We start from the raw sequence: 24,734 nt of genomic DNA on the forward strand, positions 1-24,734 counted from the left end.
TGGCTCCGGCGCGGCGTTTACCGTATACCCCATCTCCCGCGCCCGCTCGAGGGCGTTTTTCAGCACCCGCCGCGGGTCGCCCTCGAACGGCTCACCCGTCGACGTGTCGTACACGTCACAGATCATCCGGGCGGAGGCACCTTCCTCGCGCTCCCGCCACGGGAGGATCGCGAAGGTGTCCGGGTCGGGGACGAGCCGCATGTCCGACTCCTGAATCCGTACGAACCCCTCGATCGACGACCCGTCGAAGTAAATCCCCTCCGAAAAGGCCTTCTCGGCCTGCCGGGCCGGAACCGAGACGTTCTTTACCGTTCCCAAAATATCAGTAAACTGTAGTCGAAGGAAATCGATATCTTTCGCTTCGATCTCGTCCAAAACGGCCCGTTCGGAATCAGAGATGTTTCCGCTTGTCATCTTTCTCGTCGTGCTATCCAAGTAACCACGCTACTAAAACCCTGCTGCTCCGAGCAATTCTTCTCTCCCTGCTCTGAAATTGTATATTCGTAAATTTCTAAAGGCCGGGATGAGTGGTTGCAATCGATGACGTACGAAAATCTCGATGCGAAACTAGTAAATGCGCTTCTCGGCGACGGCCGTGCGAGCCTCCGCAGTCTTGCTGAAGAGTTGGACGTCTCCGTCACGACGGTCTCGAATCATCTCTCCGATCTCGAAGAGCAAGGCGTCATCGAGGGCTACACGCCCCGTATCGATTACGACGCGGTCGGCTACGACGTCACCGCCGTCATCCAGCTTCAGGTCGAAGGGAACGCGCTGCCCGATATTACGGACACGCTCCGCGAGCACCGCCAGATGATCAGCGTCTACGAGGTTACCGGCGATTACGACGTCATCGCCATCGGCAAGTTCAGGGATACCGACGGGATGAACGAACAGATCAAAACCCTCCTTACGGACCCCGACATCAAGGCCTCCAACACGAGCGTCGTCCTCAACGCCGTCTCCGAGAACGAACAGTTCGAACTCGAGGTCGGCGAGGATACCTGATCGAGGTCCGTTCCGGTCGTCCGTTTTGCTCGCCGCGTTTTCAGGCGTAGTTGGCGACCCAGTAGGCAACATAGAGCCCGACGAGGACGACGCCGCCGCCGCGCGTTACGCGATTCCGCGCGAGCATTACCGTCACGACGAGCAGACAACCGGCGAAGAACGGCCAGTGGACCGAGAGTACCGCTCCGCCGGTATCGACCGGATGGAGGAGCGCGATCAGGCCGACGTTCGCCGTCATATAAAAGACCGTACTTCCGACGACGTTTCCGACGGCGAGGTGCGGCCGTCCCTTTCGCACCGGTTCGACGGTGAGAGCCAGTTCTTCGATCGAGGCGATGAAACTCAACACCGTCGCCCCGAACGCAAGCCCCGAAATCCCGAACGCGACGAAAAGCCGCTCAGCGCTGGCCACGGTGAGCAACGAGCCAGCAGTTAGTCCCACGATCGAGAGAATCGCCACGCCGAGAGCGAACGTCCCGCTTCGCTCCTCGAGATCGGGGACGAACTCGTCTGCATCCAGATCGAAATCGAGTGCAAGCGTCGGGATCACGGAGTCGTCACGATCCGTCCCCACTGTCTCCCCCTCGGTTGCGTCGGTGCTGGATGCCGTCGTGCTATCGGCCACCGGTTCCGTCCCGTCGTCCCTGCGATCCGTCTCGAGTGCCGCTTGTACCTCCTCGGAGCGCATGTACGCCGTCCTCGACCGACGTTCGTACCAGAAAATGGCTGCGAGCAGCGGCACGAACGCGGCGACGAGGAGCACCCCCTGCTGGAGGTCGATCGTTCCGCCGAGTGACATCGCAAACGCCGGAATCGGGACGAACAACAGCATGAGCAGGTAGATCCGCGGTACGGCCGACTCGAAGGGAGCCACGAGGCCCGCGACCCCGACCCCGACCGCGAGGACGAACAGCGATTCGCCGAAGACCGTCCCGAGCGCGAGGTCGGGGAGCGCGACGAAAGCGGCGGTAAGCCCCAGCACGGCGTTCTCGAGATCGACGCCGGCCAACAAGACTGCCAGAAAGAACCCGGAGATACCGAGCGAGACCGCACTCCGGGCGACCGCTTCGATGAACACCTCCACGCACCAGATCACGAGGAGGACTCCAAGGAGAAACAGGACGAGAAAGAACGCGATCGGGAGTCCTGCCCCACTCATAGGTACCGCCACGACGGTCAGGCACTTAGTTCGCCGACCGTGGCGTCCGACACCCATCGGTCGTCGCGTTGAGGAACGGATCGTCTCGGCGCTACAGCAACGCCGAAAGGGAGGCCGACGACAGTGCGAACGCGATCGACTGTCCGCCGAGCAGCAACATTCCCCCGAAGATGCCGCAGCCGGAAACGCGTTTTTGCAGTGCCGTTTCCGCTCGATCGATGGTCCCGGATCCGGAAGCGCGACCGCGGCGTGGCGTCCCGATGACGGTTACCGGCTCGTCCGCGGGAACGAACGCCTCGCTGATCGAGAGTCGCTTCCCTCTGGCGTCCGGATCGGGAAGCGCAGTTCGGGTCCGGAGCAACTCGGTTACGGAGTCGGGAAGCGCATCTCCGGGGCGGCCGAGACGCGATCCGACGCGCTCGAGAACACGCAAAGCCGGTCGTCGTCGAGCCGTACCGTGCCGTCCCCGGACGTGAAAGCGGTACTGCGCACCTCGCTTGCGAGGCTGTCCCAGACGTGTCGACCCTCCAGCGTCCGGCGCTGCTGGACGAGCCAGTCGACGTATACGGCGGATCGACCCGTGACCAGCGTTCGAACGTCGACATCGCCCGGCCGGGTCGGGGTCCCGGAGGTGGCGACGAGATCGCCGTCGGCGGTCGGCGAGACGCGTTCCGGCGGTCGATACGCCGCTCGAGTGACCAGTCGGTGCGTCTCGAGCGAGGCGATGGCGATCAGACAGAGGGCACCTCCGACGGCCCACAGGTCACCGTCGCCGATACCCGCGCCGGCGAGAACGGGGAGGGAGATCCACACGGGGACGAGAAGAGACCGACCCAGTCTGCGGTCCCGGTGACGCCCGTCCGCCGGGCGAGTTGCTCGACCGTGGGTGACTCGAACCGGGCGGTTCCGTACGCGATAACCACTGTCAGTACGAGAAACGCGAACAGGAGCCGATATCCATGACGTCTTCGGTACCGGGACTGTCACTTCCACCCGAAAGCGTACCGTTTCCCGACGGACTAGCTCAGAGCGGGTCAGGGATCGGGACGCCGCCGAAGACGAGGATGGCGACGAGCCAGTAGCCGACGTAGAGTCCGGCGAGGGCGTAGCCGTGTCGCCGCCGGAGCCGTCCGGTCGAAATCGCGTATGCGGCGACGGCAGTCAGGAGGATCACCGCGGGAAGGTGAAAGACGAGCACGTCCCGGGGGACGACGACGTCGGCGACGAACGCGATAACCCCGACGTTCGCGGTAACCGAGAAGATCACGCTACCGATGACGTGTCCGATGCCGATCTCCGGGACGCCCCTGCGTACCGGTTCGAGCGTCAACAGCAGGTTTTCGAACGTCAACACGATCGTCAGGATCGTCGCGCCGAAGACGGTGTGTTCGATCCCCCAGGTCTCGGCGATCACCGCCGAACTCGTCTCGAGGAGGATCGACCCCGCGACGAGGCCGAGCAGTGCGACCAGCGACAGTCCGATCCAGAGGGCCCCTTCGTACGCGCGACCTGCGACGAACGCGTCTTCCGGGATGTCCTCGAGGACCGCCCGGTTATCGACGTCGCCGATACTGAGTTCGTCGATCGGGACGCCGCCGTCGGCCTCGATCCGTGCCGCGATCTCCGAGTCCCTGAAAACGGGGACGTCCCGCCGAAACTCCCGGGAGATGATATAGCCGAAGAGGCCGACGAAGACCGCGGTCAGTGCAAGCCCGTGGCCGAACGTGAGCGTGCCGACGAAGACGAACGGGAGCAGCCCCAGCGGTGACACCACGAGGAGAAGCAGATAGTCACGCGGGATCTCGACCGGGAACGGTTTGTAGACGGCCGCCGCAGCCAGTGTGATCCCAGTAATCGCGAGCGCGGTTCCCAGTGCGGTCCCCAGCGCCACCTGCTCGAGGCCGCCGGCACCGAACACGAGCGCGACGGCTGTGTCGTCGAACTCGAAGCCGGTAAAGACGATCGCCAGCCCGAATATCGACACCCCGAGACCGAGGGCCGCCCGCGTGAGGTAGCTGATGAGTTTCTCGACGCTGTAGGTCAAAACGACAGCGCCGACGAGCAGGAGTACGTACGCCAGCCACATCCCCCGGTCCTCGACGAACGCCTCGATGAGGGCTTCCACCATGCCACCTCGAACGTGAACAGGTACCATATAACCATCAAGCCGTGCATACGATTCCGTGGGAGGAGTATACACGGCGGTTCCCGCGACTCGCTTCGGTCGGCCGCGTTCGATCACGAGCGACTCGGCTCGTCGTCGACCGGGTCCGCCTGTAACACGAACGTCCGTTCCGGCGGCGGAGCGATCCGTAACTCGATGGCTGCGGTCAGTTCGTAGTACTTCCGGTTACCCCGCATGTACCACTCGACTAGCCCGGCGTCCTCGAGCGTCGAGAGATGGTGGGCAGCGGTTTTGCCGTCCGTCCCGGTCGCCTCCGCGAGTTGCGAGACGTACTTCGGCTCGCGGGAGAGTTCGTGAAGGATCTCGAGTCGCGTCCCGTTTCCCAGCGCCGCGATGAGCGACATGGGGGCGTCTTCGCCGTCGCTCCCAAGAAGGATTTCGACGGGGTCGCCATTGCGCGTCCGGCGTTAGTGACTGCTGATGTACTTTTAACACCACCTGTGTCAAACGTTGGCTTATGACGGACAGAGTCAACGTCCCGGAAGACAGGACTCGGGAGCGCCGAACGATCACGGACGGGGTTTTCGAGCGGGAGGTGTATCTCTCCCGGGAGGAAACCGCGGCGTTTCTCCGAACGCTCGCCGACCGGATCGAGGCCGATACGACGATCACGATCGCCGGTTCGGAGTGGGAGATCCCGTTCGAGTACCGCGAGCCGATCGAGGTCGAGATCGAGTTCACGAAACGGCGCGACCGGGAACTCGAGATCGAACTCGAGTTCGAGGAGCCGGACGGCCAGTCGGACCTGTCGGTGCGATAGAGCGATCGTCTCGCGTCGCCGTCGGCCGCAGCCACGTTACTCGACGGCGAGCACACCACCCTGTGCGAGCGCGGCGCGGAGGGCATGCCAGTCGTCGGGAGTGTGCCACCCCCACCCCCGTTTCCGAACGGCGTCGCTGCTCCCGAACCGCTCGCTTGCCAGTCGGAACGTCCGGACGACCCGCTCGGGGGACTCGTTCGATCGAGCCGCGATCGCCGAGACCGCCGCATCCGCCGCGGCCGGCGCACGCGTCGCCGTCGCCCACCCAGCCGTCGTCGCGGCGAGGAACCGCTCGAGTCGCGACCGATCGCGGTCGCGCTGTACTGCTTCCCGCGTCGTGATCAGCGTCTGTCCGTAGGCCGGGTACTGATCGGCGAGGGAAACGACATCAACCGAGTGCCCGTCCCGAGCCAACCGTCGAGCGTCCGGGACCATCCCGGTCACGACGTCGACGGTGCCCGCCCGGAGCGCGTCCCGTTCTTCGCCGTCCAGTTCGACGACCTCGACGGCGTCGCCGACGTCGGCCTGCTCGAGCAGGAGCCGACCGAGCAACGCCGTCTCCGTCGCGTGTGGCGTTCCGAGCCGCCGTCCCCGGAGTTGTTCGATGCCCTCGAAAGGTTCGCCGAACGCCTCCCGGGTCGTGTAGAGGACGACCGTCGACCGCTGCAGGAGGACGGCGACCGGGACGATCGCCAGCCCGCGAGCGCGTTCGTAAAGCACCGTCGCCGCTCCCGCGACGCCGACGTCGACGTCGCTTTCCGCGACGGCCCGTGCGGCGGCACTCGAGCCGGCGTAGGTCCGGAAGTCGATGGGAGTCTCCGCCGCGGAGCCGTCCGTTTCGGCGGCAAACAGCGGCAGGTGGAACCCGTTCGGTCGCCAGTTGAGGCCGACGGTGATCCGATCGCCAGCCGGATCCGCTTTGCTGGTGGGGTTCGATCGGCGCTCGTCGCCTCGCGTCTCGCGGTCGCCGTCGGCCTGCCCGTCGGTCGGTACAGGCCCTTCGTCGCCCGGTTCGTCGAAGCGGAGTCCCTGCTGGAGGAGCCGCGTTGCGTGCCAGTTGTCAACGCGCCGTATCGTTTCCTCCCGCGGAGCGACCGCGTGCCAGGCGGTCGGCGGCCGGCCCGGCGTCGCCGTCTCGACGGTCGTTCGATCGATCACCGCCGTTCGCTCGAGTCGACGCAGACACTCCCGCGTGGCGGTTCTGCTGAGTCCGGTCCCGATGTGGATCGCGGTCAGGGTCGCCGTTCGATCGAACGCGTCGGCCTCGAGCCGTCCCAGCAAGTAGGCGAGAACCCGCGCGGCGTCCTCGCCGAGTCCCGTCGAGAGCCGGTCGACCAGCCGCTGGTCCTCGTCGGTGAGGACGGGGAACTCCCGGATGTCCATCGGTTCATCGTCCCACACCCAGTCGCATAAAGTCGAAGCCGCCTCCGAAACTCGTCGACGGTCACCGGACGTACAGGACCGTCGCTCCGAGAACGAGAAACCCGAGGCCCCACCACAGCGAATCGCCCGGCAATACCTTCAGGACGAGCGTGACGATCCCCGTCGTAAACAGCGACCAGCCGAACGTCGTTCGATAGGTCATGCTCGTGGTACGGCGGCCGCGCAAATAGGTCATTTGTGTGTCGTCTATCGGGTGAGTCACGAGCGCTGACCGTAGCGGGGCAGCCAAGCGTCGCCACTCGAGGTCGACTGCAGCAAAAATTCGGATCGTCGAACGGGCGATTCGAGTCGGAAGCGGCCAGTGTGGTGGGGCTGGCAGCCGGCGTTACATCATGCCGCCCATGCCGCCGCCCATGCCGCCCATGCCGCCGCCGGGCGCTCCGCCTTCTTCCTCTTCGCCCTTGTCGGTCGAGAGGTCGCCGGCGGAGATGATGTCGTCGATTTTGAGCACGAGGTTGGCGGCTTCGGATGCGGAGGTGACGGCCTGCTCTTTGGCGTGGGCCGGTTCGACGACGCCGGCCTCGAAGGTGTCCTCGACGTCGTTCGTGAAGACGTTCAGGCCAGCCGTGACGTCGTCCTCGTCGTGAGCCGCACGCAGGTCCACGAGCGTGTCGATGGAGTCGAGGCCGGCGTTCTCGGCGAGCACGCGCGGGACGAGCTCGAGCGAGTCGGCGAAGGCCTCGACGGCCAGCTGTTCGCGACCCGAAACGCTGTCGGCGTAGTCGCGCAGCCGCGAGGCGAGTTCGACCTCGATCGCACCGCCGCCGGCCAGCACGCGGCCGTCGGAGACGGTCTGGGCGACGACGTCGAGCGCGTCGTTGACGCCGCGCTCGAGTTCGTCGACGACGTGGTCGGTCGAGCCGCGCAGCAGGAGGGTGACGCCGTGGGCGTCCTCGCCTTCGACGTAGAACAGTTCGTCTTCCTCGTCGCGGGTGACGTCACCGAAGCCGAGGTCGTCCTCGCTTGCGCCCTCGAGGTCGGAGACGACCGACGCGCCGACGACCTCCGAGAGGAACTCGAGGTCGGACTTCTTGGCGCGGCGGACGGCGAGGATGCCTTCCTTGGCGAGGTAGTGCTGTGCGAGGTCGTCGATGCCCTTCTGGCAGAAGACGACGTCCGCACCGAGGTCGGCGATGTGGTCGACCTTCTCGCGGAGCTGTTTCTCCTCGCGGTCGAGGAACTGCTGGAGCTGGTCCGGGTCGGTGACCGAAACCTCGGTGTCGATGTCGGTCTCCTCGACCTCGATGGCCTCGTTCAGCAGCAGGATGTCGGCGTCCTCGGCCGAGCGGGGCATGTTGTCGTGGACGGGGTCTTTGTCCACGATGCCGCCCTCGAGCAGGTCGGACTCGCCGACGCCGCGGCCGGTCTGGGTCTCGATGTTGAGGAACTCGAGGTCGACGACGTTCTCGCCGTTCTCGTCCTCGACGGTGACCTGTCGGACGGCCTCGACGATAAGCTGGGAGAGGTGCTCCTTGTTGACCTCGGTGCCCTTGCCGGTCATCGAGGTCTCGGCGACCGAGCGCAGGAGCTGTTCGTCCTCGGTGTCGACGTCCTGCGCGATGTCGTCGATCTCCTCGCGGGCCTGCTCGCTGGCCATGTGGAAGCCCTTGATGATCGCCGTCGGGTGAATGTCCTGTTCGAGGAGCTCCTCGGCGTTCTTGAGGAGTTCACCGGCGATCGCGACGGCCGTCGTGGTGCCGTCGCCGGCCTCGTCTTCCTGTGTCTCGGCGACCTCGATGATCATCTCGGCCGTCGGGTTGTCGATGTCCATCTCCTGCAGGATGGTGACGCCGTCGTTCGTGATGGTGACCGATCCCATCGAGTCGACGAGCATCTTGTCCATCCCCTTCGGACCGAGGGTGGAGCGGACGGCCTCGGCGACTGCACGGGCCGCGCTGATGTTGTAATCCTGCGCGTCCTTGTCCTTGACGCGCTGGGACTCCTCGCTCATTACGATCATCGGCTGTCCCTGCTGCATTCGCTGGCTCATAGTCAGCCGAACCATTGATTGTCCTTCTACATAAAAGTACCGCTACGTGTCCCACTGCCCGAACCCCCCAGAACGATCGGATGGGCGGAAAACTACGGTAATGCGCGGGTATTCGGATCAGACGGTGGGAACGAGTACCACCCGTACGGACGGTTCGGAGCACGGGAATACCCGTCATTTTTAAGTACGATCACGGTTTCCGCGTCGGGAACCAGCTCGAGCGCAGCTTCGTGCAAAGCCGACAGGATTAATCCCGTCTCCGTGAACCGTCGGGTATGACGCTCTCGAATCGACGCGTACTGGTGACCGGCGGCGCGGGGTTCGTCGGCTCGCATCTCGCCGAACGCCTGTGTGTGGACGGGGCCGACGTGACCGTCGTCGACGATCTATCGAACGGGGACCGCGATCGCGTCCCCGACGGGGCTGCCTTCGTCGAGGCCGATCTCACGACCGCCGGTGCCCTCGAGGGCCACCTCACCGACGTCGATCTCGTCTTCCATTTGGCGGCGTCGAAACACGTCGATACGGATCGGCCCCACGGTCAGTTCGACGACAACACGCGGATGACCCGTAACCTGCTCGAGGCGATGGCCGACGCGGACGTCTCCGAACTGGCCTACACGTCATCCTCGACGGTCTACGGGGAAGCGCCGCGGCCGACGCCGGAGGATTACGCCCCGCTCGAACCGATCAGCGCCTACGGCGCGAGCAAACTCGCCGACGAGGCGCTGCTTTCGGCGCGCGCTCACAGCCACGGGCTGACGGTCTGGAACTTCCGGTTTGCGAACGTCGTCGGCCCGCGCCTTCGCGGCGCGGTGATTCCGGACTTCATCGAGAAGCTGCAGGCCACCTCCGACAGCCTCACCATCCTCGGGGATGGCCGACAGGAAAAGTCCTACCTGCACGTCGAGGACTGTCTCGACGCCATGCTTCACGTCGTTGCCCACGCCGACGACGCGATGAACACCTACAACCTCGGGACGCGCACGACGACGTCGGTCGATCGGATCGCCACCATCGTCGCCGACGAACTGGACGCCGATCCCGACCGCGAGTACACCGGCGGCGAACGCGGCTGGACCGGCGACGTACCGAAGATGCGCCTTTCGATCGAGAAGCTCTCGGCGGTAGGGTGGGAGCCGTCGCTGTCCAGCGACGAGGCCGTGCGACGAGCGACCCGCGAGATCCGCGACGAACTGCGCTGATCGGAACGTCAGATGACTAACGAAACCGGCCGGGAGAACGTTCGTCGTTGCCGCCACGCCGTGTTTTAGGTGGGCTTAAATATCTGGGGCGAGAGGCCTCGCACATGAGCGATGGGGGTGGACGATCGGGGTCGGGGGAAGCCGGTGACCGATCGGCTCCGGCGAACGCCGACGCGGAACCAACGGGCGGATTCGCCGGGGTCCTGACCCGACGGCGACTGACCATCGGGGGGACGATACTCGTGATACTCGGCCTGATCGTCGCCGTCCGGGAGGTCGACGGTCGGGCCGTCGCCGCCGAGGTCTCGAGCGCCGATCCGCTTTTCGTGGCGGCCGCCGTCGCCGTCTACGCCATCTCGTGGCCGCTCCGGGGCCGTCGATACCGGGACGTGCTGACCACGATGGGCCATCGCAACGGAACGGCGTTTCTCACGCTTGCGGTTTTCGTAAGCCAGACGGCGAACCTCGCGATCCCGGCGCGGATCGGCGACGCCGTCCGCGCGTACGTCGTCAATACTCGAGCGGTACCCTACACCGCGGGGTTTGCGTCGCTGGCCGTCGAGCGAGTGTTCGATCTGGCGACGATCGCGGTGCTGGCCGGGGCGGCGACGGCGTGGCTCGTCGTGGGGGGCGACGCGACTCCGCTCCGGATCGCCGCCGAAACGGGGGGTGCACGAACCGCCTTCATCGCGGCCGCGGTCGTCAGTACCGCGACCGTCGGCGTCGGGGTCGTCGTGGTAACGTCCGCGCGTATCGATCACGGACTCGGGACGCGACTCCGGGCGTTCGCCGACGGTTCGCCCCGACTCGAGGCCCTCCTCGAATCCGTCCTCGGGTTCGTCGGGGACGTACAACTGGTCGCTCGTCAGCCGCGGGCGCTGGCGTCGATCGGCGGAACGAGCCTGCTCGTCTGGACGCTCGACGTGCTCACCGCGGTGCTCGTACTCGCGGCGCTGGAAAGCGGACTCACGTTCGGCTCCTCCCTCGCGGTCGGGACCCTCGCAGTCAGCGTCGGCAATCTCGCGAAGGTGTTGCCGCTCTCACAGGGAGGCGTCGGCCTCTACGAGGCTGCCTTTACGGCGCTCGTCGTCGGTCTCACCCCGGTCGGCCCGAGCACCGCGCTCGCGGCCGCGATCGTCGATCACGCGCTGAAAAACGGAGTAACGCTGGTCGGCGGTGCCGGCGCGGTCACGGCGCTTGGCATCTCGCTGTCCGACGCAGCCGAGGAATCACGAACCGCACGGGATACCGGCAACTTTTTAGGTTCGCCTAAAAGATAGCGGAGCAATGAGTCAGGATATCTGCGTTATCGTTCCGACGATCAGGGAGTACGAGTGCATGCGCTCGTACTTCGAGAACGCCCGCGAGCACGGGTTCGATCTCTCGCGACTCCACGTCGTCCTCGTGACCGAGGACTTCTGTGAGACCGACGCGATGGAACGGATGCTCGAGGAGGAAGGCGTCTCCGGCGAAGTCTTCGACGGGAGTCGGCGCGAGGAGTGGTACGCCGACCACGGGATCGCGGAGTACGGCCACGTCGTTCCGGCAGCCAGTCACGCCGAGACGAGTTTCGGCCTGCTGTATATGTGGGCCAACGACGAGTTCGACTACGGCTTTTTCATCGACGACGACACGCTGCCGCATTCGGATGTGGACTTCTTCGGCACGCACATGGAGAACCTCGGGTTCGCGGGCGAGATAGAATCGGTCTCTTCCGACGAGAACTGGGTCAACGTCCTCTATCAGAACGCCGACGAACACGGCCTCTACCCGCGCGGGTATCCCTACTCCGCGATGGACGAGACGGTCGAGACCGGAACGACAGAGATCGCCGCCGGCGAGGTCGTCGCCTCGCAAGGGCTGTGGACCAACGTTCCCGATCTGGACGCCGTGCGCATCCTCATGGACGGCGATCTCGAGGGACAGGCCCAGACCCGAACGTCGCGGGACGACTTCGGCGACGATTTCGTCGCCGCGCGGGGCAACTACCTCACCGTCTGCTCGATGAATCTCGCCTTCCGCCGGGAGGTAATTCCCGCCTTCTACCAGTTGCCGATGGACGACAACGAGTGGGAGGTCGGCCGCTTCGACGACATCTGGTCGGGCGTCTTTCTCAAGCGAGCCTGTGACGTCCTGGGCAAGCGCATCTATAACGGCGACCCGTTGTGTGAGCACAACAAGGCCCCGCGGAGCACCTTCGACGACCTCAACAACGAGGTTCCGGGTCTCGAGCTCAACGAACACCTCTGGCGTGTCATCGACGACGTCGGCTCCGACGCCGACACCTACGCCGAGGTCTTCGAGGCGATGGGGCGGGAACTCGCCCGCGGTGACTGGGAGGCGTACAACAACGGTGCGTTCTTCAACTACGTCGGCGACCATATGCTAGATTGGCTCGAGTGTTTGTCTAAAATACAATCTCAAGACAATAGAAAAGTAACAAAACCATCGTAATCTCGCCGCTCAAATCGTCAATTATAAGTTTTTAGGTTTGCCTAAACAAGATATGAACGACGACAGTGGTGTCCATACGTTTTCACGGCGGAACGCGCTGCGGCTCGGGTCCGCGTTCGGCGTTGCGTCGCTCTCGGGCTGTCTGGGGCTGTTCGGTGACGATCAAGACGCCGAGATTCCGGCGCTCTCGGAGTTTCGGGGCTCCGGGGCGCTGGCGGACGGCCGCCCCGCACCGGAGGGACCCTCGATCGAAGACCTTCCCGACCTCTCTGGCGACCTCGCGCTCTATATCGGCGGTGGCGAAGGCGGCATCTATTACGATTTCGTCGAGATGCTGCAGGAGTTCTACCCCGACTTCGAGGTCCACCCCCACGATACCGACTCGGCGTCGCTTGCCCAGACGATCGTCGAGGAGGTCGACGCCGGGGCGGCACAGGCCGACGTGTTCTGGTCGATCGACGCCAGTTCGCTCGGATATGTGGCCGAAAACGACGCCTACGAACCGCTGTCGGACGAGACCGTCGACACGGTTGCAAACGATCAGTTCGTCGGCGACGACAACGCCTGGGCGGGCGTCGCTGGTCGTGCACGCGCCGTCCCGTACAACACTGAACAGCTGAGTGCGTCGGATATTCCCACCACCGTCCAGGAGTTCCCGGAAACGGGCGATCTCCAGGGGACGATGGGATGGGCACCGACCTACGGCGCGTTCAAGTCGTTCGTAACGGCCATGCGCCTGCTCCGGGGCGAAGACGAGACCCGGCAGTGGCTGGTCGACATGCGGGAGGCCGGTACCGAACAACACGCCAACGAATACGTCGTTTCCCAGTCGGTTGCCAACGGCTCTCTGGGTGCCGGATTCGCCAATCACTACTACGCGATGCGCGTCAAGAACCAACACCCCGACGCGCCGATCGACCTGGCGTTCACCGAAGGCGACGCCGGGGCGTTGATCAACACCGCCGGTGCGCTGAAAATCAAGGGCACCCAGCGGGGCGAACTGGTCGACGATTTCGTTCGCCACCTGCTGTCCGCGGAAGCACAGGAGTACTTCGCGACGCGGAGCTTCGCCTACCCGATGATCGAGGGCGTCAACCCGGTCGGCGGCCTGCCGTCGATCGACGAGCTGAGTCCGCCGGACATCGACCTCGCGGAGCTAGCGAACCTCGAACCGACCCTGAAGCTGATGGACGAGGCCGGCGTGTCGGGATGACGATCCGACGGCGGATCGCGGATGCGACCGACGGTGACGGCGGCGACAGTGTCGTCGACGTCGGTCTCAGCCTGCTCGCCGCAGCCATCGCAGCCGCATTGGTACTCCCCCTCGCCTGGTTGGTCGTCGACGCCGTCGCGCTCGGAGGCCGGGCGCTCGAGTTAGCCGTCGCTCCGCGCACCCTCGACGTGTTGGTCCGTAGCGTCGCTCTCGTCGCGGTCGTCACCGGCGCGAGCGTGGTTCTCGGCGTTCCGCTCGCGCTTTTGACGGTTCAGGGGGACGTCCCGTTTCCCCGGTTTTGGACGGTGTTGGCCGCGTTACCGCTCGCGGTCCCGAGCTATCTCGGCGCGTTCGCGTTCGTCTCGGCGTTCGGTCCACAGGGCGAACTCGCCGATCTTCTGGAACCGCTCGGCGTCGAATCGCTCCCGTCAGTGTACGGGTTCGCCGGTGCGGCGTTCGTGTTGACGCTGTATACCTACCCGTACGTGTTCCTGACGACCCGGGCGTCGTTGCTCTCGCTCGACGGGTCGCTCGTGGAGGCCGCGCGGACGCTCAACTCCGGCCGGTGGGAGGCGTTTCGACGCGTTACGCTCCCGCAGATCCTCCCGGGGATCACCGCCGGCGCGTTGCTGGTCGCGCTGTACGCGCTCGCTGACTTCGGGACGCCGAACATCATGCGGGTCGAGGTGTTCACCCAGTACATCTACGCCCGGTACCACGCATTCGACCGCGGGTACGCCGCGTTGCTGTCGTTGCAGTTGTTGACCGTGACGGTGATCATCCTCGCGATCGAGTCCCGGATCGGCGCCGACGATTCGGGTGCCTACGAAAGCGGCGGCCATCGCGGGACTGCCGACCTCGGTCTCGGGCGCTGGCGATACCTTGCGCTGTTGCTCCCGACGGCCGTCGCCCTAGTGGCGATCGTGCTACCGATCGCCATCTTCGGAATGTGGCTCGTCTCGGGCGGTCCCGGCTATCAGGGCAGCCGACTGGCCTTCGACTGGGAGTACGGGATCAATTCGGCGTACGTCGCATTGCTTGCCGCGGCCGCTTCGATCCTCGTCGCCTTGCCGATCGCGATCGTCTCGGCGACGTCCGACTCGCGGCTGGCGGCGCTGGCCGACCGCGCGCCGTACATCGGCTACGCGACGCCGGGGATCGTGCTGGCGATCGCGTTGCTCAGTTTCAGCCTCGACGTGTTGCCGGCGATCTACAAGACGGTGCCGTTGCTCGTTTTCGCCTACGTCGTTCGGTTCATGCCACAGGCGATCGGCTCGATCCGAACGTCGACGCTACAGGTCGATCGCCGGCTCGTCGAAGCGTCACGCACGCTCGGCCGGTCGCGCCTGCGCACTTTTCGGGCGGTGACGCTGCCGCTGATCCTGCCGGGAGTGGCGGCCGGCGCTGCGCTGGTGTTTCTCACGACGATGAAGGAACTGCCCGCGACCCTGCTGTTGCGTCCGCTGGGGTTCGAAACGCTCGTGACCTACATCTGGCGGGTCGAGGAGGCCGGCCTCTACGGGCAGGCGGCGGTCCCGGCGCTCGTCCTCGTCGTCGTCTCCGGCCTGTCGATGGCCGTGATGCTCGCACAGGAGGGACGATGAGCCGATGACGACCGACCCGTCCGCTCGTACCGGCGGTCGATCCCGTTCCCGAGCCCACGACCGATGAACCGACGCGCGTGGCAATCGGCGGTCGCCGCCCTCGCTCTCGTCGGAGCCGTCGCCGTCTGGCTGCTCGCGACGCGGGTGTTTCCCTATCACTCGCTCAACCACGACGAGGCCGTCTACCTCCAGCAGGCGGCACTGTTGCTCGAGGGACAGCTGGTTCTCGAGCCGCCGCTCGAGGAAGTCTTCCGGCCGTGGTTTTTCGTCGAGGACGGCGGGCGGCTCTACCCGAAGTACGCGCCCGTCCCCGCGGCGATCTTCGCGCTGGGCGAACTGCTCGGGGCGGCCCGACTCGCGCTCGCGGGAACCGCCGCCGCCGTCCTCGCGCTCGTGGCCGCGGTCGTCCGCGAGACCTTCGACCGCCGGACCGGGCTCACGGCCGCCGCGATCGTGCTGTGTTCGCCGCTGTTTGTGATCGAATCGGCCGTCTTCCTGCCGTACGCGCCGACGGCGATGTTCAATCTGGCGTTCGCGTACTGCTATTTGCGGGCCGACCGAACGAACGACCGCCGCGTTGCGGGGCTGGCCGGCGTGGCCATCGGGATCGCCTTCTTCGCACGACCCTACACCGCGGTGTTGTTCGCCGCACCGTTTATCGCCCACGCGTGCTGGACGCTCAAGCGGAACCCCCGAACGGCGCTTCCGAGACAGGCCGCGACCGCCGCCTTCGGGATGGCCGGCGTCGCGCTTGCACTGGCCTACAACGCCGCCGTGACCGGGTCGCCGCTGCTGTTTCCCTACGAGGCCTTCGCACCGCGGGACGGTCCCGGGTTCGGTCATCGCCAGATCCTCAGCCACGAGGCCGAGTACACCGTCGGGTTGGCCCTGCGGTCGAACGCCCTCGTGTTGGAACGGTTCGTCATCGACTGGATCGCGGGCGGACTTTTCGGCGGGATAGCGGCCGCCGTCGGGTTCGTCGTCGCCGTCCGCCGCGGGCTCTCGCCCCGCCAGAGCGTCCTCGCCGGACAGGTCCCGTCGATCGTCGTTGGGAACGTCTTCTTCTGGGGCAACTTCAACATCCTCGGCGACCTCGAGCGCGCCGGCGACGGCCTGATCGCTACCCACGGCCCGTACTATCACTTCGATCTCCTGTTGCCGGTCGCGGCGTTTGCCGCCGTGGGCGTGCTGGCGATCGCCGCCGTCGCCCGCCGAACCGCCGACCGGAACCTGTCGCCGGAGCGCGCACGCGTCGTCCTCGTCGCGGCGTTGCTCGTGAGTTCGCTCGCGCTGGGCGGCGTGACGGCGACGAGCCTCGACGAAACGATCGATCGAAACGCGGCGGCGACCGACACCTACGAGCGGGTCTACGAACCGCTCGAGGACGGGACGGACGATCCGTCCGTCGTCTTCCTTCCGACGCCGTACGGCGAGTGGCTCAATCATCCGTTCCAGCCGCTGCGCAACGATCCGGACTTCGACGGGAAGCGGGTGTACGCCCTCGACGAGCGCCCGTTCGCCGTCGTGGACGAGTACCCGGATCGATCCCTGTACCGACTCGCGTACCGCGGGACCTGGACGCCCACCGCCGGATCTCCACAGGCGTCACGCCTCCAGCGGGTCGAACACGTTTCCGGGGCCGAGCTCGCGTTCAACGCGACCATCGGCGTCCCTCCGGGGACGGAAAGCCTGACCGCGACCGTCACGGCCAACGGGACGAGTGCCACCTACGTCGCCGAGAACGTCACCGACCGGTCGACCGTTCGGCTGACGGCCACCGACGATCGGTTGCGGGTAACCGGGACGAACTGGAACGCCGACGAACCGCTCTCCCTCGCGGACCGAGAGGACGTTCGACTGACCGTGTTCGTCGACCGGGGTCCCGGGCGCAGTTTCAGCTACCGGTTCGAGTTGCCGGTTCGAACGACGGGCGGATCGGTTCGGGCGCTGACGCCGCGGATCGAACGGTGTAGCGCGATTCGTAACTGCGGCGGCGAAGCGGCGTACGTTCCCGACAGCGCGCCACGGAACACGTTCGTTCGAACCGAGCTCGATGCGTCGAACGCCGACGGCTAGGCTGTGACGGTCCGACCACGAACCGCAGGGGACGGCGCACGGCGATCGGAGCCGCCGGCAGCGTCGCAGGTGTCGAGGCCACACCCGTGCCGTTCAGCGGAACCGTTCCTCGAGACTGACTTTGACGATCGATTTCGCGATGGCGGTCCCGCCGCGGATCGGATCGAGTTTCGTCTCCCCGGCGCGCTCGCGGTACTCGATCGGGTGCTCGCGCACGTCGTAGCCCCGCATCAGCGGTCGGATCAGCAGTTCGGCCGAGAGGCCGGTGTTCTCGGTCCACTCGATGGACTCGACGACCTCGCGGCGGTACGCGCGCATGCCCGTGGTTGTGTCGTGGACGCGAGTCCCCATCAGGACGCTGGCGATAGCCGCGAAGGCATGGTTGCCAAAGCGGTTGAACGCCGGCATCGCGTCGGCCCCGTGGTAGAGGCGGTCGCCGCTGACGACGTCGTACCCGTCGTTGATCAACTCGAGGAACTCGGGCAACTGCTCCATGGGATAGGTGTCGTCGCAGTCGGTGGTGACGACGATCGGTCGATCCGGCTCGAGGATCGCCGCGCGGACGGCGACGCCGTACCCCTGAGGGCGCTGTTGGATCACCGTCGCGCCGTGCTCGCGGGCGATTTCCGGGGTCCGATCCGAGGAGCCGTCGACGCAGACGACTTCGGCCCGGCCGTCGGTGACGGCCTCGATGTCCTCGAGGACGGTGCCGATCGCTTCCTCCTCGTTGTAGGTCCCCATGACGACGCTGACGTCGTCGAAGGTGTACTCGGTGTCGGTCGGTTTCTCGCCACTCCCAGTCGCGTCCGCACTAGTGCCTCCGTCGCTCATCGACGGCCCTTTCGGCCGTCCGGACTTATGTGTTTAGGTTTGCCTAAACCTCACGTCTCCGGTCGTGAAACCGCAGTGACAGGGCGTTTCGCGGATCGGTATCTCGACGTCAGTTCGACCGTTCGTCCGGGTGCCGGGGAGCCGTCGCGTCGTACCGCCTGTAGAGGACCACGAACGCCGCAAACACGACGACGGTTCCGACAGCCGTGCCGATCCAGCCCGGGTACGGAACGCCGAGTGCCACGAAGAAGTTACCCACTAGATACGCGGCGACCGACATCGTCACGATAACCGCCAGCCCCAGCGCGAACCGCGTCACCGGGTTCGCCTCGATCGGATTGCGAGTCATACCGGAACGTCGTGTCAATCGGCCATAAGCCTTGCCGCGTCACTCCCCCTCAAGTACGGGAAGGGCGGGTTACGAGAGCGTCTCGCGGACGTGATCCGCGGCTTTCAGCGCGAGCGCCGCGATCGTCAGCGTCGGGTTCATCGCGCCGCCGGTCGGGAAGACGCTGCTCGAGGCGATCCAGCAGTTCTCGAGGTCGTGGGTGCACAGATCGGGACCGACGACGCTCTGGGTCGGATCCGCCCCCATCCGAGTCGTTCCCATGTGATGGTAGGCCGGCCCGGTGTCGTCGGGACCGACCTGCCACGTGATCTCCGCGCCCAGTTCCCCGAGGATCTCCCGCTGGATCTCGGTGACGCGTTCGATCGTTCGCAGCGCTCGGTCGTCGACCGTCCAGTGAACGTCCGGAACGGGGTTGCCCCGATCGTCCGTTCGGTCGGGATCGAGCGCGACGTAACTGTCCTCGCGGGGGAGTTGTTCGACCAGCGCCCCCATGCCGATGTGGTTGCCGTACTCAGACCGGAGGCGCTCGAGTAACTCGTCGCCCCAGTCGTCGCCGGTCAGCGCCATCTCGACCGGCGAGGGACCGTCGTAGTTGAAGAACTCGAGTTTGAACGGGGCGTACTCCTCGTCCGCTTCGTCGTAGAACTGGTGGGACTCGCTGGTGAGAAACCCGACGTGATTCTGTCGGGTCGGTTCGTCGATGACGCCGCCGGTCCCCGCAAAGAGGTGATCCATGAAGAACCGACCGACGAGACCGCTCGAGTTGGCCAGCCCGTCGGGATAGTCGCTCGAGTCCGAGAGCAACAACAGCCGGGGCGTCTCGACGCCGCCGCAGGCGACGACGAAGGCGTCGGCCGACTGTCGGCGGTTCCGATCGTCGGGGGTGGCGTAGACGGCCGCTTCGATCGCGTCGGCGTCGTGCTCGAGGTGCTGGACCGGGGCGCGGTCGATCACCGTCGCCCCCTTCCGTTCGGCCCGTTCGACGTGGACCGTCGCGTCGTACTTCGCGCCGGACGGACAGACCGGCTGGCAGGTGCCGTAGCCGACGCACGCGCTCCGCCCGTCGTAGGTCTCGGAGTTTCGAGCGTTCGGAACCGAGTGCATCGCGATCTCGAGTTCCTCGCAGGCCTCGGCGAACAGCGAGTCGCTGTAGGACGGCGGGAACGCGGGCAGCGGATGCGGTTCCTCGCGGGGTGGCGCGAACGGGTTGTCGTCGGCCCCGGCGACGCCGAGTTCGCGTTCCGCGGCGGCGTAGTACGGTCGGAGCTCCGCGTAGTCGATCGGCCAGTCGACCCCGACGCCGCGGGCGCTGGCCGAGTTGAAGTCGTCCTCGTGGAGACGCATCACCATCCCCTGCCAGTGGAGCGTCGAGCCGCCGACGCCCTTGGCGCGGGCGTGGTTCAGCGGGTAGAACCGGTCGTCGTTCGAGTTCGTGTAGGCGTCGCGTTCGCCGTCGCCGTCCCAGACGTCCGGGCGGCTGTAGGCTGGCCTGATCGCGCGTTCCTGCCGCGAGCGCCGATCGTCGGGGTCGAACCGCGGTCCGGCCTCGAGGATCACGACCTCGTACCCGGCCTCGGCCAGCCTGTCGGCGACGATGCCGCCCGCTGGTCCCGCGCCGATCACGCAGACGTCGGCGTCGTCGACGGGAGTGCGATCGACGGCTGCGTCGGTCGCCGTTCCGGCGGTTTCGGCCGGCGGACGACTCCCGCTCACGCGTCCGGCCCCCGCTGATAGGTGGTGATCCCGCCTGCGTACCCCTGCGGGTTCTCGAGACCGACCAGTTCGCCGCCCGTCGGCGAGGCATACAGCGCCAACAGGAGTTCGTTGACGACGTAGTACCGCACCCGCTCGGCGGTCGTCCCCTCGGGGTCCTCGTCGGCGTCATCCGCGCCCACGTTCCGGAGGACCTGCTCACGGTCCGCGGCCGGCAGGGCCGCGAACCGGTCGTCGTACCACACCGCCGCGTTGTCGTCGAGGGCCGCGACCGCCGCGGCGACGCCCACGGCGTGGTCCCGGTCGGTGAGTCGACCCTCGAGGAACGCCTCGACGAACGTCGCCGTGCCGGAAACCTCGCTCGGGTAGACGACCTCGGCGGCCGCGACCAGCGTTTCGCGGAGCCGTTCGATGTCGATCGGTTCGGACCCGGGCGGGGCCACACAGCCCGACAGCGTCCCCCCACCGACCCCGAGCGCGGCCAGCGCGGCGACCGCGTCCCGTCTGGTCAGTTCCATGGCCCCGGATTAGGCGAACCTAAACATATATTCGTTGGAACGGCCCTCAGACCGGTTCGATCAGCGACGGGTCGTCCGTCGACGGGTCGTTCACCGCCGTCGACACCGGATACGCATGCATTTCGTCGGCCGAATACGGCTCGAGGAGGCCGTCCGGATCGTCGGCCGTCAGCCACTCCCGTTCGGACTCGGGATCGAGAACGACGGCCATCCGGTGGTGAAGCTCCGCGACGAGATCGTTTGGCTCGGTCGTGACGACGGTGAACGTCTCGAGCGCGCCGGACTCCGGTCCGTCGTCGACGCCGCCGCCGAACGCGTCCAGCCCGGTCTGGGTCGTCTCCGGTTCCCACCGTTCCCACAGGCCGGCCATCGCGAACACCCGGTCGTCCTCGAAGGTGACGCGATAGGGTTGGTTCCCCGCGTCCGTCTCGACCCACTCGTAGAACCCGTCAGCGAGGACGAGACACCGCCCCGCCGACGGCGTATCGCGCGCTCGTTCGCTCGAGTCGGGCGACCACCGCGGCCGTTCGTAGGCCGCCCGAAAACTCGGCTTCTCGGCGAGGGTGTCGGCCCGGGCGTTGATGAGTCCCCCGCTGTCGTCGTCGGCCCACGACGGCACCAGCCCCCACTCGAGGTGCCGGACCGTATCAGGGGCCGCGTCGGTGATCACCGGGAGCCGTTGGCCCGGGGCCATGTTGTACCGCGGACACGTCAGCTCCGCGTCCGGCGGCACCCGGACGCCGAACCGCTCCTCGAGTTCGTCCCGTTCGACGACCAGCGTGTAGCGACCGCACATACGCGGCCCATCGGTCGGCAGATCCAAATCGTTGTCCGCTCGCTACCGGAATCGCTGCTCAACTCCCGTTCACCGAGTAGTCGCCGCTCGCGGTATTGCTCGCGGCAGAAGACGCCAGGACTGGGATTTGAACCCAGAATCCCAAAGGGAACACGCTTTCCAGGCGTGCGCCTTACCGTTCGGCCATCCTGGCTCGAGTCATCCTTACCACGTCCGTCGTTTAACTCTTACTTTTACCGGCGACCGCCGTGTGACTCGCTTTCACCCGACGCGCGCCGAGCGCTCCAGTCGGCGATTCGATGCTCGAGGGCGTAGGCACCGATCGCAGTGGCGACGCCGACGAGTCCCGCGACGGCCCCGCCCTGTGCGATCGTCACCGGCGGCTCGGCCAGCAGGGTATACCCCTGCGCGAGGACGAGAAACGTCATCGCGCCCCCGAGTCCCCACAGCAGGGCGGATTTGACCCGCGGCGTCAGAACGCCGCCGGCACCCATCTCACTCGAGCGTCGCGACGGCTTCGATCTCGACGCCGACGCCTTTGGGGAGGGCGGCGACCTCGACGGCGCTGCGGGCCGGCGGCTCGTCGTCGAAGTAACCGCCGTAGGTGTCGTTCATCTCCTCGAAGTCCTCGATATCGTCGAGGAAGACAGTCACCTTGAGCACGTCGCCGGCGCTTGCACCCTCCTCCTCGAGGATCGCTACGAGGTTGTCGAGCGCCTGCTCGGTCTGGCGTGCGATGGACTCGTCGTCGAGCAACTCGCCGTCGGGCGTCATCGGGATCTGGCCGGCGGTAAACAGGAGGTCGCCGTTAGTGGTCGCCTGACTGTACGCGCCGACCGCGGCGGGTGCCGCGTCGGTTTCGGTGACACGTTTCATACCCGGTGCATGTATCCGGCCCCGCTTAAAGCTACAAGATCCGCCCTCGAGCCGCGTGGCCGGGGCCGTCAGTACCCCTCGGCCTCGACGGGTCCCGAAAACGTCGAGTACAGTACCGCGAAGTAGACACAGACCAGCGGCACGAGGAAAGCCGCGGCCGCGGTCAACAGCCGGAGTGCGGGCGTGGAGATGGCGGCATCGGCCGCGGTGAGTCCGGTCGCGGGATCGAGCGTCGGGTACAGCAGGGCCGCCACGAGCGCGATCAGCGCGTAGGTCGTCCCGCCGGCCGCGAGGAACGCGGCGCGGTCGCGCTCCCGGCGGACGGCCACGACGTACACCCCGGCGAACGCACCGAGGACGGCGACGAGCGAACCCGGGAGCGGCTCGAGCAGGGCCGTCCGAATCGCGGGCCGGGCGGCAAGCGCGAGGAGGGCCAACGCGAGCGTCAGGAGGAAGGCACCGAGGGCGTACAGCCCCCACGTTCGGGCGTCGGCCGCGAGCGAGCCGTCGGTTTTCATGGCGAGGAACGCGCCGCCGGTGACGACGGTGAGCGCGACGACGGCGAGGCCGACGATCACGGTCGCCGGCGCGTCGGTGACGGTCGTCCCGAGCAGCCAGTTGCCGACGAACGTCCCGAGCAACAGCGGGGTCGCCACGCTGCCGAGGACGAAGGCCCGACCCCACCAGCGCTTCCAGGTCCCGTCGTCGCGCTGTTCGTAGAATTCGGGCGCGAGACCCCGACAGATGAGCGCCACGAGGACGGCAAAGAGCAACAGGTAGTGACGGCTGAACAGGGCCGCGTAGACGGCCGGAAACGCCGCGAACAGGCCGCCGCCGAAGACGACCAGCCACACCTCGTTGCCGTCCCAGAAGGGACCGATCGCCGCGAGGATGCGCTCGCGCTCTTTCTCGTCGGTCCGGGTCGCAAACACCGCGCCGGCCCCGAAGTCGAAGCCGTCGAGGAAGAGAAACGTCGCGAGGAACCCGAACACGATGCCGACCCACAGCGTCGGCAGATCGATCGGCAACGCGAACGCGACGGGAACGATCTCAATCATCGTCGGGCACCTCCGGTTCCGGACTCGAGACCCGCTCGAGGTCGGGTCTCGAGTCCGTCGCGTCGATCGACGGGGGGCCTGCGGCGACGAGTCGCCGGAGGACGTAGCCGTAGCCGACGAGCAGACCGGTATAGAGGACCGCGAAGCCGACCAGCGTCAGCGTCGCCTCGGTGCCGGTAAGCCCGGGCGAGACGCCGTCGTCGGTTCTGAGCAGCCCCTGGACGACCCACGGCTGTCGGCCGACTTCGGTGACGACCCAGCCGGTTTCGACGGCCAGAAAGCCAAGCGGGGCGGAGCCGACGAGCGCACGGTGGAGCCGACGGTTCGAGAACAGGTCGCCGCGTCGCCAGCTGTACGCGCTCCAGCCCGCCAGAACGACGAACCAGACGCCGAGCAACACCATGGCACGAAACGCCCAGAAGACGACCGCGACCGGCGGCGTCCCTTCGAACTCGTCGAGTCCCGCCACCGCGTGTGACGGATCGCCGCCGCTGGCGAGGATCGACGCGAGCGCCGGCACGTCGAGGGTCCAGAGGTTCTCCGCACTGGGGTCGGTAAGCGCGCTCGGATCGGTCGGAACCGCAAGCAGGTGTAACGCGGCCGGCGCTTCGGTCTCGTACTGGGCTTCCATGGCGGCGAACTTCTGTGGCTGGGTGTCGGCGACGTGGCGTGCATACGAGTCGCCGTGGACGACCTGAAACGGCGCAGTCACGAGGAGGACGACCAGCGCGATCTTGAGCGTGGTTCGCCAGAAGCGGGCGTCCCCGCCGGCGTCGGCAGCCGGCGCTGCGTCCGTACTCGAGGAGTCGTCGCCGGATCGGGCGACGAAGTACGCCGCGACGCCGGCCATAAACAGGGCAACCGAGAGGACGGCCGCGGACTGCATGTGGACGAACATCCAGGGGAATCGCGGGTTCAGGTACGCGGCGACCGGATCGACGAGGGTCACGACAGGCTGGCCGTTCGCCCGCGCGAGTTCGTAGCCACGCGGGGTTTGCATCCACGAGTTGGCGACGAGGATCCAGACCGCCGACAGCCACGTCCCGAGGCCGACCGCGATCGCCGAAACCAGATAGAGCGCGTCGCCGACCTTCTCGCGGCCGAAGACGAAGATCCCGAGGAACGTCGCCTCGAGGAAAAACGCCATCATCCCCTCGGCGGCCAGCGGTCCGCCGAACAGTTCGCCGGCAAACGTCGCAAACGCCGCGAAGTTCGTCCCGAACTCGAACTCGAGGACGAGTCCCGTGACGGTGCCGACGACGAAACTGACCGCGAAGATCCGCGTCCAGAACCGACGCTGGCGTTCCCAGAGCGGGTCCGACGATCGGATCGACTTCCACGTGAAGTACACGAGAAAGGGTGCAAGTCCCATCGTCATCACGGGAAAGACGATGTGGACGATGGTCGTGAGCGCGAACTGGAGTCGACTGGCGAGGGCTGGATCGACCATGGTGTATCCGGGCAGCGTGCCCGCTTACGGATAGGAACCCGACGTTTGA

Annotated in this window: 26 protein-coding genes and 1 tRNA gene; 8 read left to right on the forward strand and 19 right to left on the reverse strand. The window is 66.5% G+C overall.

All coding sequences use genetic code 11. From position 1 onward, the window contains the following. Positions 1 to 414 (reverse strand): glutamine synthetase beta-grasp domain-containing protein (locus tag TX80_RS03765; RefSeq protein ID WP_195893030.1); only part of this gene is annotated, 414 nt, incomplete at its 3' end. 126 nt (positions 415 to 540) lie between these two features. Between TX80_RS03765 and lrp the strand changes: the two genes are divergently transcribed. Beyond that, a complete protein-coding gene (gene lrp / locus TX80_RS03770; RefSeq protein ID WP_049921537.1) occupies positions 541 to 1,005 on the forward strand; it encodes an HTH-type transcriptional regulator Lrp in 465 nt (154 codons plus the stop codon). 40 nt (positions 1,006 to 1,045) lie between these two features. Here lrp and TX80_RS03775 read toward each other — a convergent pair whose 3' ends face one another. From TX80_RS03775 to TX80_RS03795, 5 genes are all read right to left on the reverse strand, one after another. Continuing rightward, a complete protein-coding gene (locus TX80_RS03775) occupies positions 1,046 to 2,164 on the reverse strand; it encodes a sodium:calcium antiporter (protein WP_049921538.1) in 1,119 nt (372 codons plus the stop codon). 91 nt (positions 2,165 to 2,255) lie between these two features. Continuing rightward, entirely contained in the window at positions 2,256 to 2,525 is a 270-nt protein-coding gene (locus TX80_RS03780; RefSeq protein ID WP_049921539.1) for a hypothetical protein, read from the reverse strand. A gap of 5 nt (positions 2,526 to 2,530) precedes the next feature. Then, entirely contained in the window at positions 2,531 to 2,977 is a 447-nt protein-coding gene (locus tag TX80_RS03785) for a hypothetical protein (protein WP_049921541.1), read from the reverse strand. Between the two features lie 211 nt (positions 2,978 to 3,188). Beyond that, on the reverse strand, positions 3,189 to 4,292 hold the full coding sequence (locus TX80_RS03790; protein ID WP_049921542.1) for a sodium:calcium antiporter: 1,104 nt from the start codon (positions 4,290 to 4,292) through the stop codon (positions 3,189 to 3,191). A gap of 110 nt (positions 4,293 to 4,402) precedes the next feature. Then, on the reverse strand, positions 4,403 to 4,693 hold the full coding sequence (locus TX80_RS03795; RefSeq protein WP_049921544.1) for an ArsR/SmtB family transcription factor: 291 nt from the start codon (positions 4,691 to 4,693) through the stop codon (positions 4,403 to 4,405). A 113-nt stretch (positions 4,694 to 4,806) separates the two neighbouring features. Here TX80_RS03795 and TX80_RS03800 point away from each other — a divergent pair, with 113 nt between their 5' ends. After that, the gene (locus TX80_RS03800) at positions 4,807 to 5,109 is read left to right on the forward strand and encodes an amphi-Trp domain-containing protein (RefSeq protein WP_049921546.1); all 303 of its coding nucleotides are present in this window, start codon (positions 4,807 to 4,809) and stop codon (positions 5,107 to 5,109) included. Positions 5,110 to 5,145: 36 nt separating this feature from the next. Here the strand turns inward: TX80_RS03800 and TX80_RS03805 are convergent, their stop codons facing one another. From TX80_RS03805 to thsB, 3 genes are all read right to left on the reverse strand, one after another. Then, positions 5,146 to 6,492, reverse strand: coding sequence for an ABC transporter substrate-binding protein (locus TX80_RS03805; protein WP_049921547.1), 1,347 nt, complete (start codon positions 6,490 to 6,492; stop codon positions 5,146 to 5,148). A gap of 61 nt (positions 6,493 to 6,553) precedes the next feature. Further along, positions 6,554 to 6,694: a hypothetical protein gene (locus TX80_RS19310; protein WP_195893031.1), complete on the reverse strand. Its 141-nt coding sequence runs from the start codon at positions 6,692 to 6,694 to the stop codon at positions 6,554 to 6,556. A 183-nt stretch (positions 6,695 to 6,877) separates the two neighbouring features. After that, positions 6,878 to 8,530 (reverse strand): thermosome subunit beta, encoded by a 1,653-nt coding sequence (thsB, locus tag TX80_RS03810; protein WP_049921548.1) that lies wholly within the window; start codon positions 8,528 to 8,530, stop codon positions 6,878 to 6,880. A gap of 287 nt (positions 8,531 to 8,817) precedes the next feature. Between thsB and TX80_RS03815 the strand changes: the two genes are divergently transcribed. The 6 genes from TX80_RS03815 (at position 8,818) to TX80_RS03840 (ending at position 17,094) form a co-directional block, all read left to right on the forward strand. Next, positions 8,818 to 9,747 (forward strand): NAD-dependent epimerase/dehydratase family protein, encoded by a 930-nt coding sequence (locus TX80_RS03815; RefSeq protein WP_049921549.1) that lies wholly within the window; start codon positions 8,818 to 8,820, stop codon positions 9,745 to 9,747. Between the two features lie 104 nt (positions 9,748 to 9,851). Further along, complete coding sequence (locus TX80_RS03820) at positions 9,852 to 11,027, forward strand: lysylphosphatidylglycerol synthase transmembrane domain-containing protein (RefSeq protein WP_049921550.1); 1,176 nt, start codon at positions 9,852 to 9,854, stop codon at positions 11,025 to 11,027. Between the two features lie 7 nt (positions 11,028 to 11,034). After that, positions 11,035 to 12,201 (forward strand): alpha-1 4-glucan-protein synthase, encoded by a 1,167-nt coding sequence (locus tag TX80_RS03825; RefSeq protein WP_049921551.1) that lies wholly within the window; start codon positions 11,035 to 11,037, stop codon positions 12,199 to 12,201. A 52-nt stretch (positions 12,202 to 12,253) separates the two neighbouring features. After that, positions 12,254 to 13,414: an extracellular solute-binding protein gene (locus TX80_RS03830; protein ID WP_049921553.1), complete on the forward strand. Its 1,161-nt coding sequence runs from the start codon at positions 12,254 to 12,256 to the stop codon at positions 13,412 to 13,414. Next, complete coding sequence (locus TX80_RS03835) at positions 13,411 to 15,018, forward strand: ABC transporter permease (protein WP_049921554.1); 1,608 nt, start codon at positions 13,411 to 13,413, stop codon at positions 15,016 to 15,018. The genes TX80_RS03830 and TX80_RS03835 overlap by 4 nt, the downstream gene beginning before the upstream one ends. 63 nt (positions 15,019 to 15,081) lie before the next feature. After that, positions 15,082 to 17,094, forward strand: coding sequence for an ArnT family glycosyltransferase (locus TX80_RS03840; protein ID WP_049921556.1), 2,013 nt, complete (start codon positions 15,082 to 15,084; stop codon positions 17,092 to 17,094). A gap of 93 nt (positions 17,095 to 17,187) precedes the next feature. Here the strand turns inward: TX80_RS03840 and TX80_RS03845 are convergent, their stop codons facing one another. The 10 genes from TX80_RS03845 to TX80_RS03890 all read right to left on the reverse strand — a co-directional run bounded on the left by TX80_RS03845 (position 17,188) and on the right by TX80_RS03890 (position 24,685). Continuing rightward, positions 17,188 to 17,925 (reverse strand): dolichyl-phosphate hexose transferase, encoded by a 738-nt coding sequence (locus TX80_RS03845; RefSeq protein ID WP_049921557.1) that lies wholly within the window; start codon positions 17,923 to 17,925, stop codon positions 17,188 to 17,190. Between the two features lie 109 nt (positions 17,926 to 18,034). Continuing rightward, positions 18,035 to 18,274 (reverse strand): hypothetical protein, encoded by a 240-nt coding sequence (locus tag TX80_RS03850; RefSeq protein ID WP_049921558.1) that lies wholly within the window; start codon positions 18,272 to 18,274, stop codon positions 18,035 to 18,037. A 69-nt stretch (positions 18,275 to 18,343) separates the two neighbouring features. Then, entirely contained in the window at positions 18,344 to 19,987 is a 1,644-nt protein-coding gene (locus tag TX80_RS03855; RefSeq protein WP_049921560.1) for a GMC family oxidoreductase, read from the reverse strand. Beyond that, positions 19,984 to 20,505 (reverse strand): gluconate 2-dehydrogenase subunit 3 family protein, encoded by a 522-nt coding sequence (locus TX80_RS03860; protein WP_049921561.1) that lies wholly within the window; start codon positions 20,503 to 20,505, stop codon positions 19,984 to 19,986. The genes TX80_RS03855 and TX80_RS03860 overlap by 4 nt, the downstream gene beginning before the upstream one ends. A 46-nt stretch (positions 20,506 to 20,551) precedes the next feature. Further along, on the reverse strand, positions 20,552 to 21,301 hold the full coding sequence (locus TX80_RS03865; RefSeq protein WP_049921563.1) for an SOS response-associated peptidase: 750 nt from the start codon (positions 21,299 to 21,301) through the stop codon (positions 20,552 to 20,554). 112 nt (positions 21,302 to 21,413) lie between these two features. Beyond that, a tRNA-Ser gene (locus TX80_RS03870) sits at positions 21,414 to 21,494 on the reverse strand. Between the two features lie 40 nt (positions 21,495 to 21,534). Then, the gene (locus TX80_RS03875; protein WP_195893032.1) at positions 21,535 to 21,795 is read right to left on the reverse strand and encodes a hypothetical protein; all 261 of its coding nucleotides are present in this window, start codon (positions 21,793 to 21,795) and stop codon (positions 21,535 to 21,537) included. A gap of 1 nt (position 21,796) precedes the next feature. Next, on the reverse strand, positions 21,797 to 22,177 hold the full coding sequence (locus TX80_RS03880; protein ID WP_049921565.1) for a Rid family detoxifying hydrolase: 381 nt from the start codon (positions 22,175 to 22,177) through the stop codon (positions 21,797 to 21,799). A gap of 68 nt (positions 22,178 to 22,245) precedes the next feature. Further along, a complete protein-coding gene (locus TX80_RS03885) occupies positions 22,246 to 23,235 on the reverse strand; it encodes a cytochrome d ubiquinol oxidase subunit II (RefSeq protein ID WP_049921566.1) in 990 nt (329 codons plus the stop codon). Next, the gene (locus TX80_RS03890; protein WP_049921567.1) at positions 23,228 to 24,685 is read right to left on the reverse strand and encodes a cytochrome ubiquinol oxidase subunit I; all 1,458 of its coding nucleotides are present in this window, start codon (positions 24,683 to 24,685) and stop codon (positions 23,228 to 23,230) included. Before TX80_RS03890 ends, TX80_RS03885 begins: the two co-directional genes overlap by 8 nt. Between the last annotated feature and the right edge of the window lie 49 nt (positions 24,686 to 24,734).

The sequence above is a fragment of the Halopiger djelfimassiliensis genome, from assembly GCF_000455365.1.
Taxonomy (GTDB): domain Archaea; phylum Halobacteriota; class Halobacteria; order Halobacteriales; family Natrialbaceae; genus Halopiger_B; species Halopiger_B djelfimassiliensis.

Excerpts from the sequence above, each read along its gene's own strand:
- TX80_RS03890 (WP_049921567.1), bottom strand. The coding sequence starts at position 24,685 with ATGGTCGATCCAGCCCTCGCCAGTCGACTCCAGTTCGCGCTCACGACC.
- lrp (WP_049921537.1), top strand. The coding sequence starts at position 541 with ATGACGTACGAAAATCTCGATGCGAAACTAGTAAATGCGCTTCTCGGC.
- TX80_RS03885 (WP_049921566.1), bottom strand. The coding sequence starts at position 23,235 with ATGATTGAGATCGTTCCCGTCGCGTTCGCGTTGCCGATCGATCTGCCG.
- TX80_RS03845 (WP_049921557.1), bottom strand. The coding sequence starts at position 17,925 with ATGAGCGACGGAGGCACTAGTGCGGACGCGACTGGGAGTGGCGAGAAA.
- TX80_RS03795 (WP_049921544.1), bottom strand. The coding sequence starts at position 4,693 with ATGTCGCTCATCGCGGCGCTGGGAAACGGGACGCGACTCGAGATCCTT.
- TX80_RS03805 (WP_049921547.1), bottom strand. The coding sequence starts at position 6,492 with ATGGACATCCGGGAGTTCCCCGTCCTCACCGACGAGGACCAGCGGCTG.
- TX80_RS03835 (WP_049921554.1), top strand. The coding sequence starts at position 13,411 with ATGACGATCCGACGGCGGATCGCGGATGCGACCGACGGTGACGGCGGC.
- TX80_RS03865 (WP_049921563.1), bottom strand. The coding sequence starts at position 21,301 with ATGTGCGGTCGCTACACGCTGGTCGTCGAACGGGACGAACTCGAGGAG.
- TX80_RS03800 (WP_049921546.1), top strand. The coding sequence starts at position 4,807 with ATGACGGACAGAGTCAACGTCCCGGAAGACAGGACTCGGGAGCGCCGA.
- TX80_RS03850 (WP_049921558.1), bottom strand. The coding sequence starts at position 18,274 with ATGACTCGCAATCCGATCGAGGCGAACCCGGTGACGCGGTTCGCGCTG.
- TX80_RS03825 (WP_049921551.1), top strand. The coding sequence starts at position 11,035 with ATGAGTCAGGATATCTGCGTTATCGTTCCGACGATCAGGGAGTACGAG.
- thsB (WP_049921548.1), bottom strand. The coding sequence starts at position 8,530 with ATGCAGCAGGGACAGCCGATGATCGTAATGAGCGAGGAGTCCCAGCGC.
- TX80_RS03830 (WP_049921553.1), top strand. The coding sequence starts at position 12,254 with ATGAACGACGACAGTGGTGTCCATACGTTTTCACGGCGGAACGCGCTG.
- TX80_RS03860 (WP_049921561.1), bottom strand. The coding sequence starts at position 20,505 with ATGGAACTGACCAGACGGGACGCGGTCGCCGCGCTGGCCGCGCTCGGG.
- TX80_RS03790 (WP_049921542.1), bottom strand. The coding sequence starts at position 4,292 with ATGGTGGAAGCCCTCATCGAGGCGTTCGTCGAGGACCGGGGGATGTGG.
- TX80_RS19310 (WP_195893031.1), bottom strand. The coding sequence starts at position 6,694 with ATGACCTATCGAACGACGTTCGGCTGGTCGCTGTTTACGACGGGGATC.
- TX80_RS03840 (WP_049921556.1), top strand. The coding sequence starts at position 15,082 with ATGAACCGACGCGCGTGGCAATCGGCGGTCGCCGCCCTCGCTCTCGTC.
- TX80_RS03775 (WP_049921538.1), bottom strand. The coding sequence starts at position 2,164 with ATGAGTGGGGCAGGACTCCCGATCGCGTTCTTTCTCGTCCTGTTTCTC.
- TX80_RS03880 (WP_049921565.1), bottom strand. The coding sequence starts at position 22,177 with ATGAAACGTGTCACCGAAACCGACGCGGCACCCGCCGCGGTCGGCGCG.
- TX80_RS03875 (WP_195893032.1), bottom strand. The coding sequence starts at position 21,795 with ATGGGTGCCGGCGGCGTTCTGACGCCGCGGGTCAAATCCGCCCTGCTG.
- TX80_RS03820 (WP_049921550.1), top strand. The coding sequence starts at position 9,852 with ATGAGCGATGGGGGTGGACGATCGGGGTCGGGGGAAGCCGGTGACCGA.
- TX80_RS03815 (WP_049921549.1), top strand. The coding sequence starts at position 8,818 with ATGACGCTCTCGAATCGACGCGTACTGGTGACCGGCGGCGCGGGGTTC.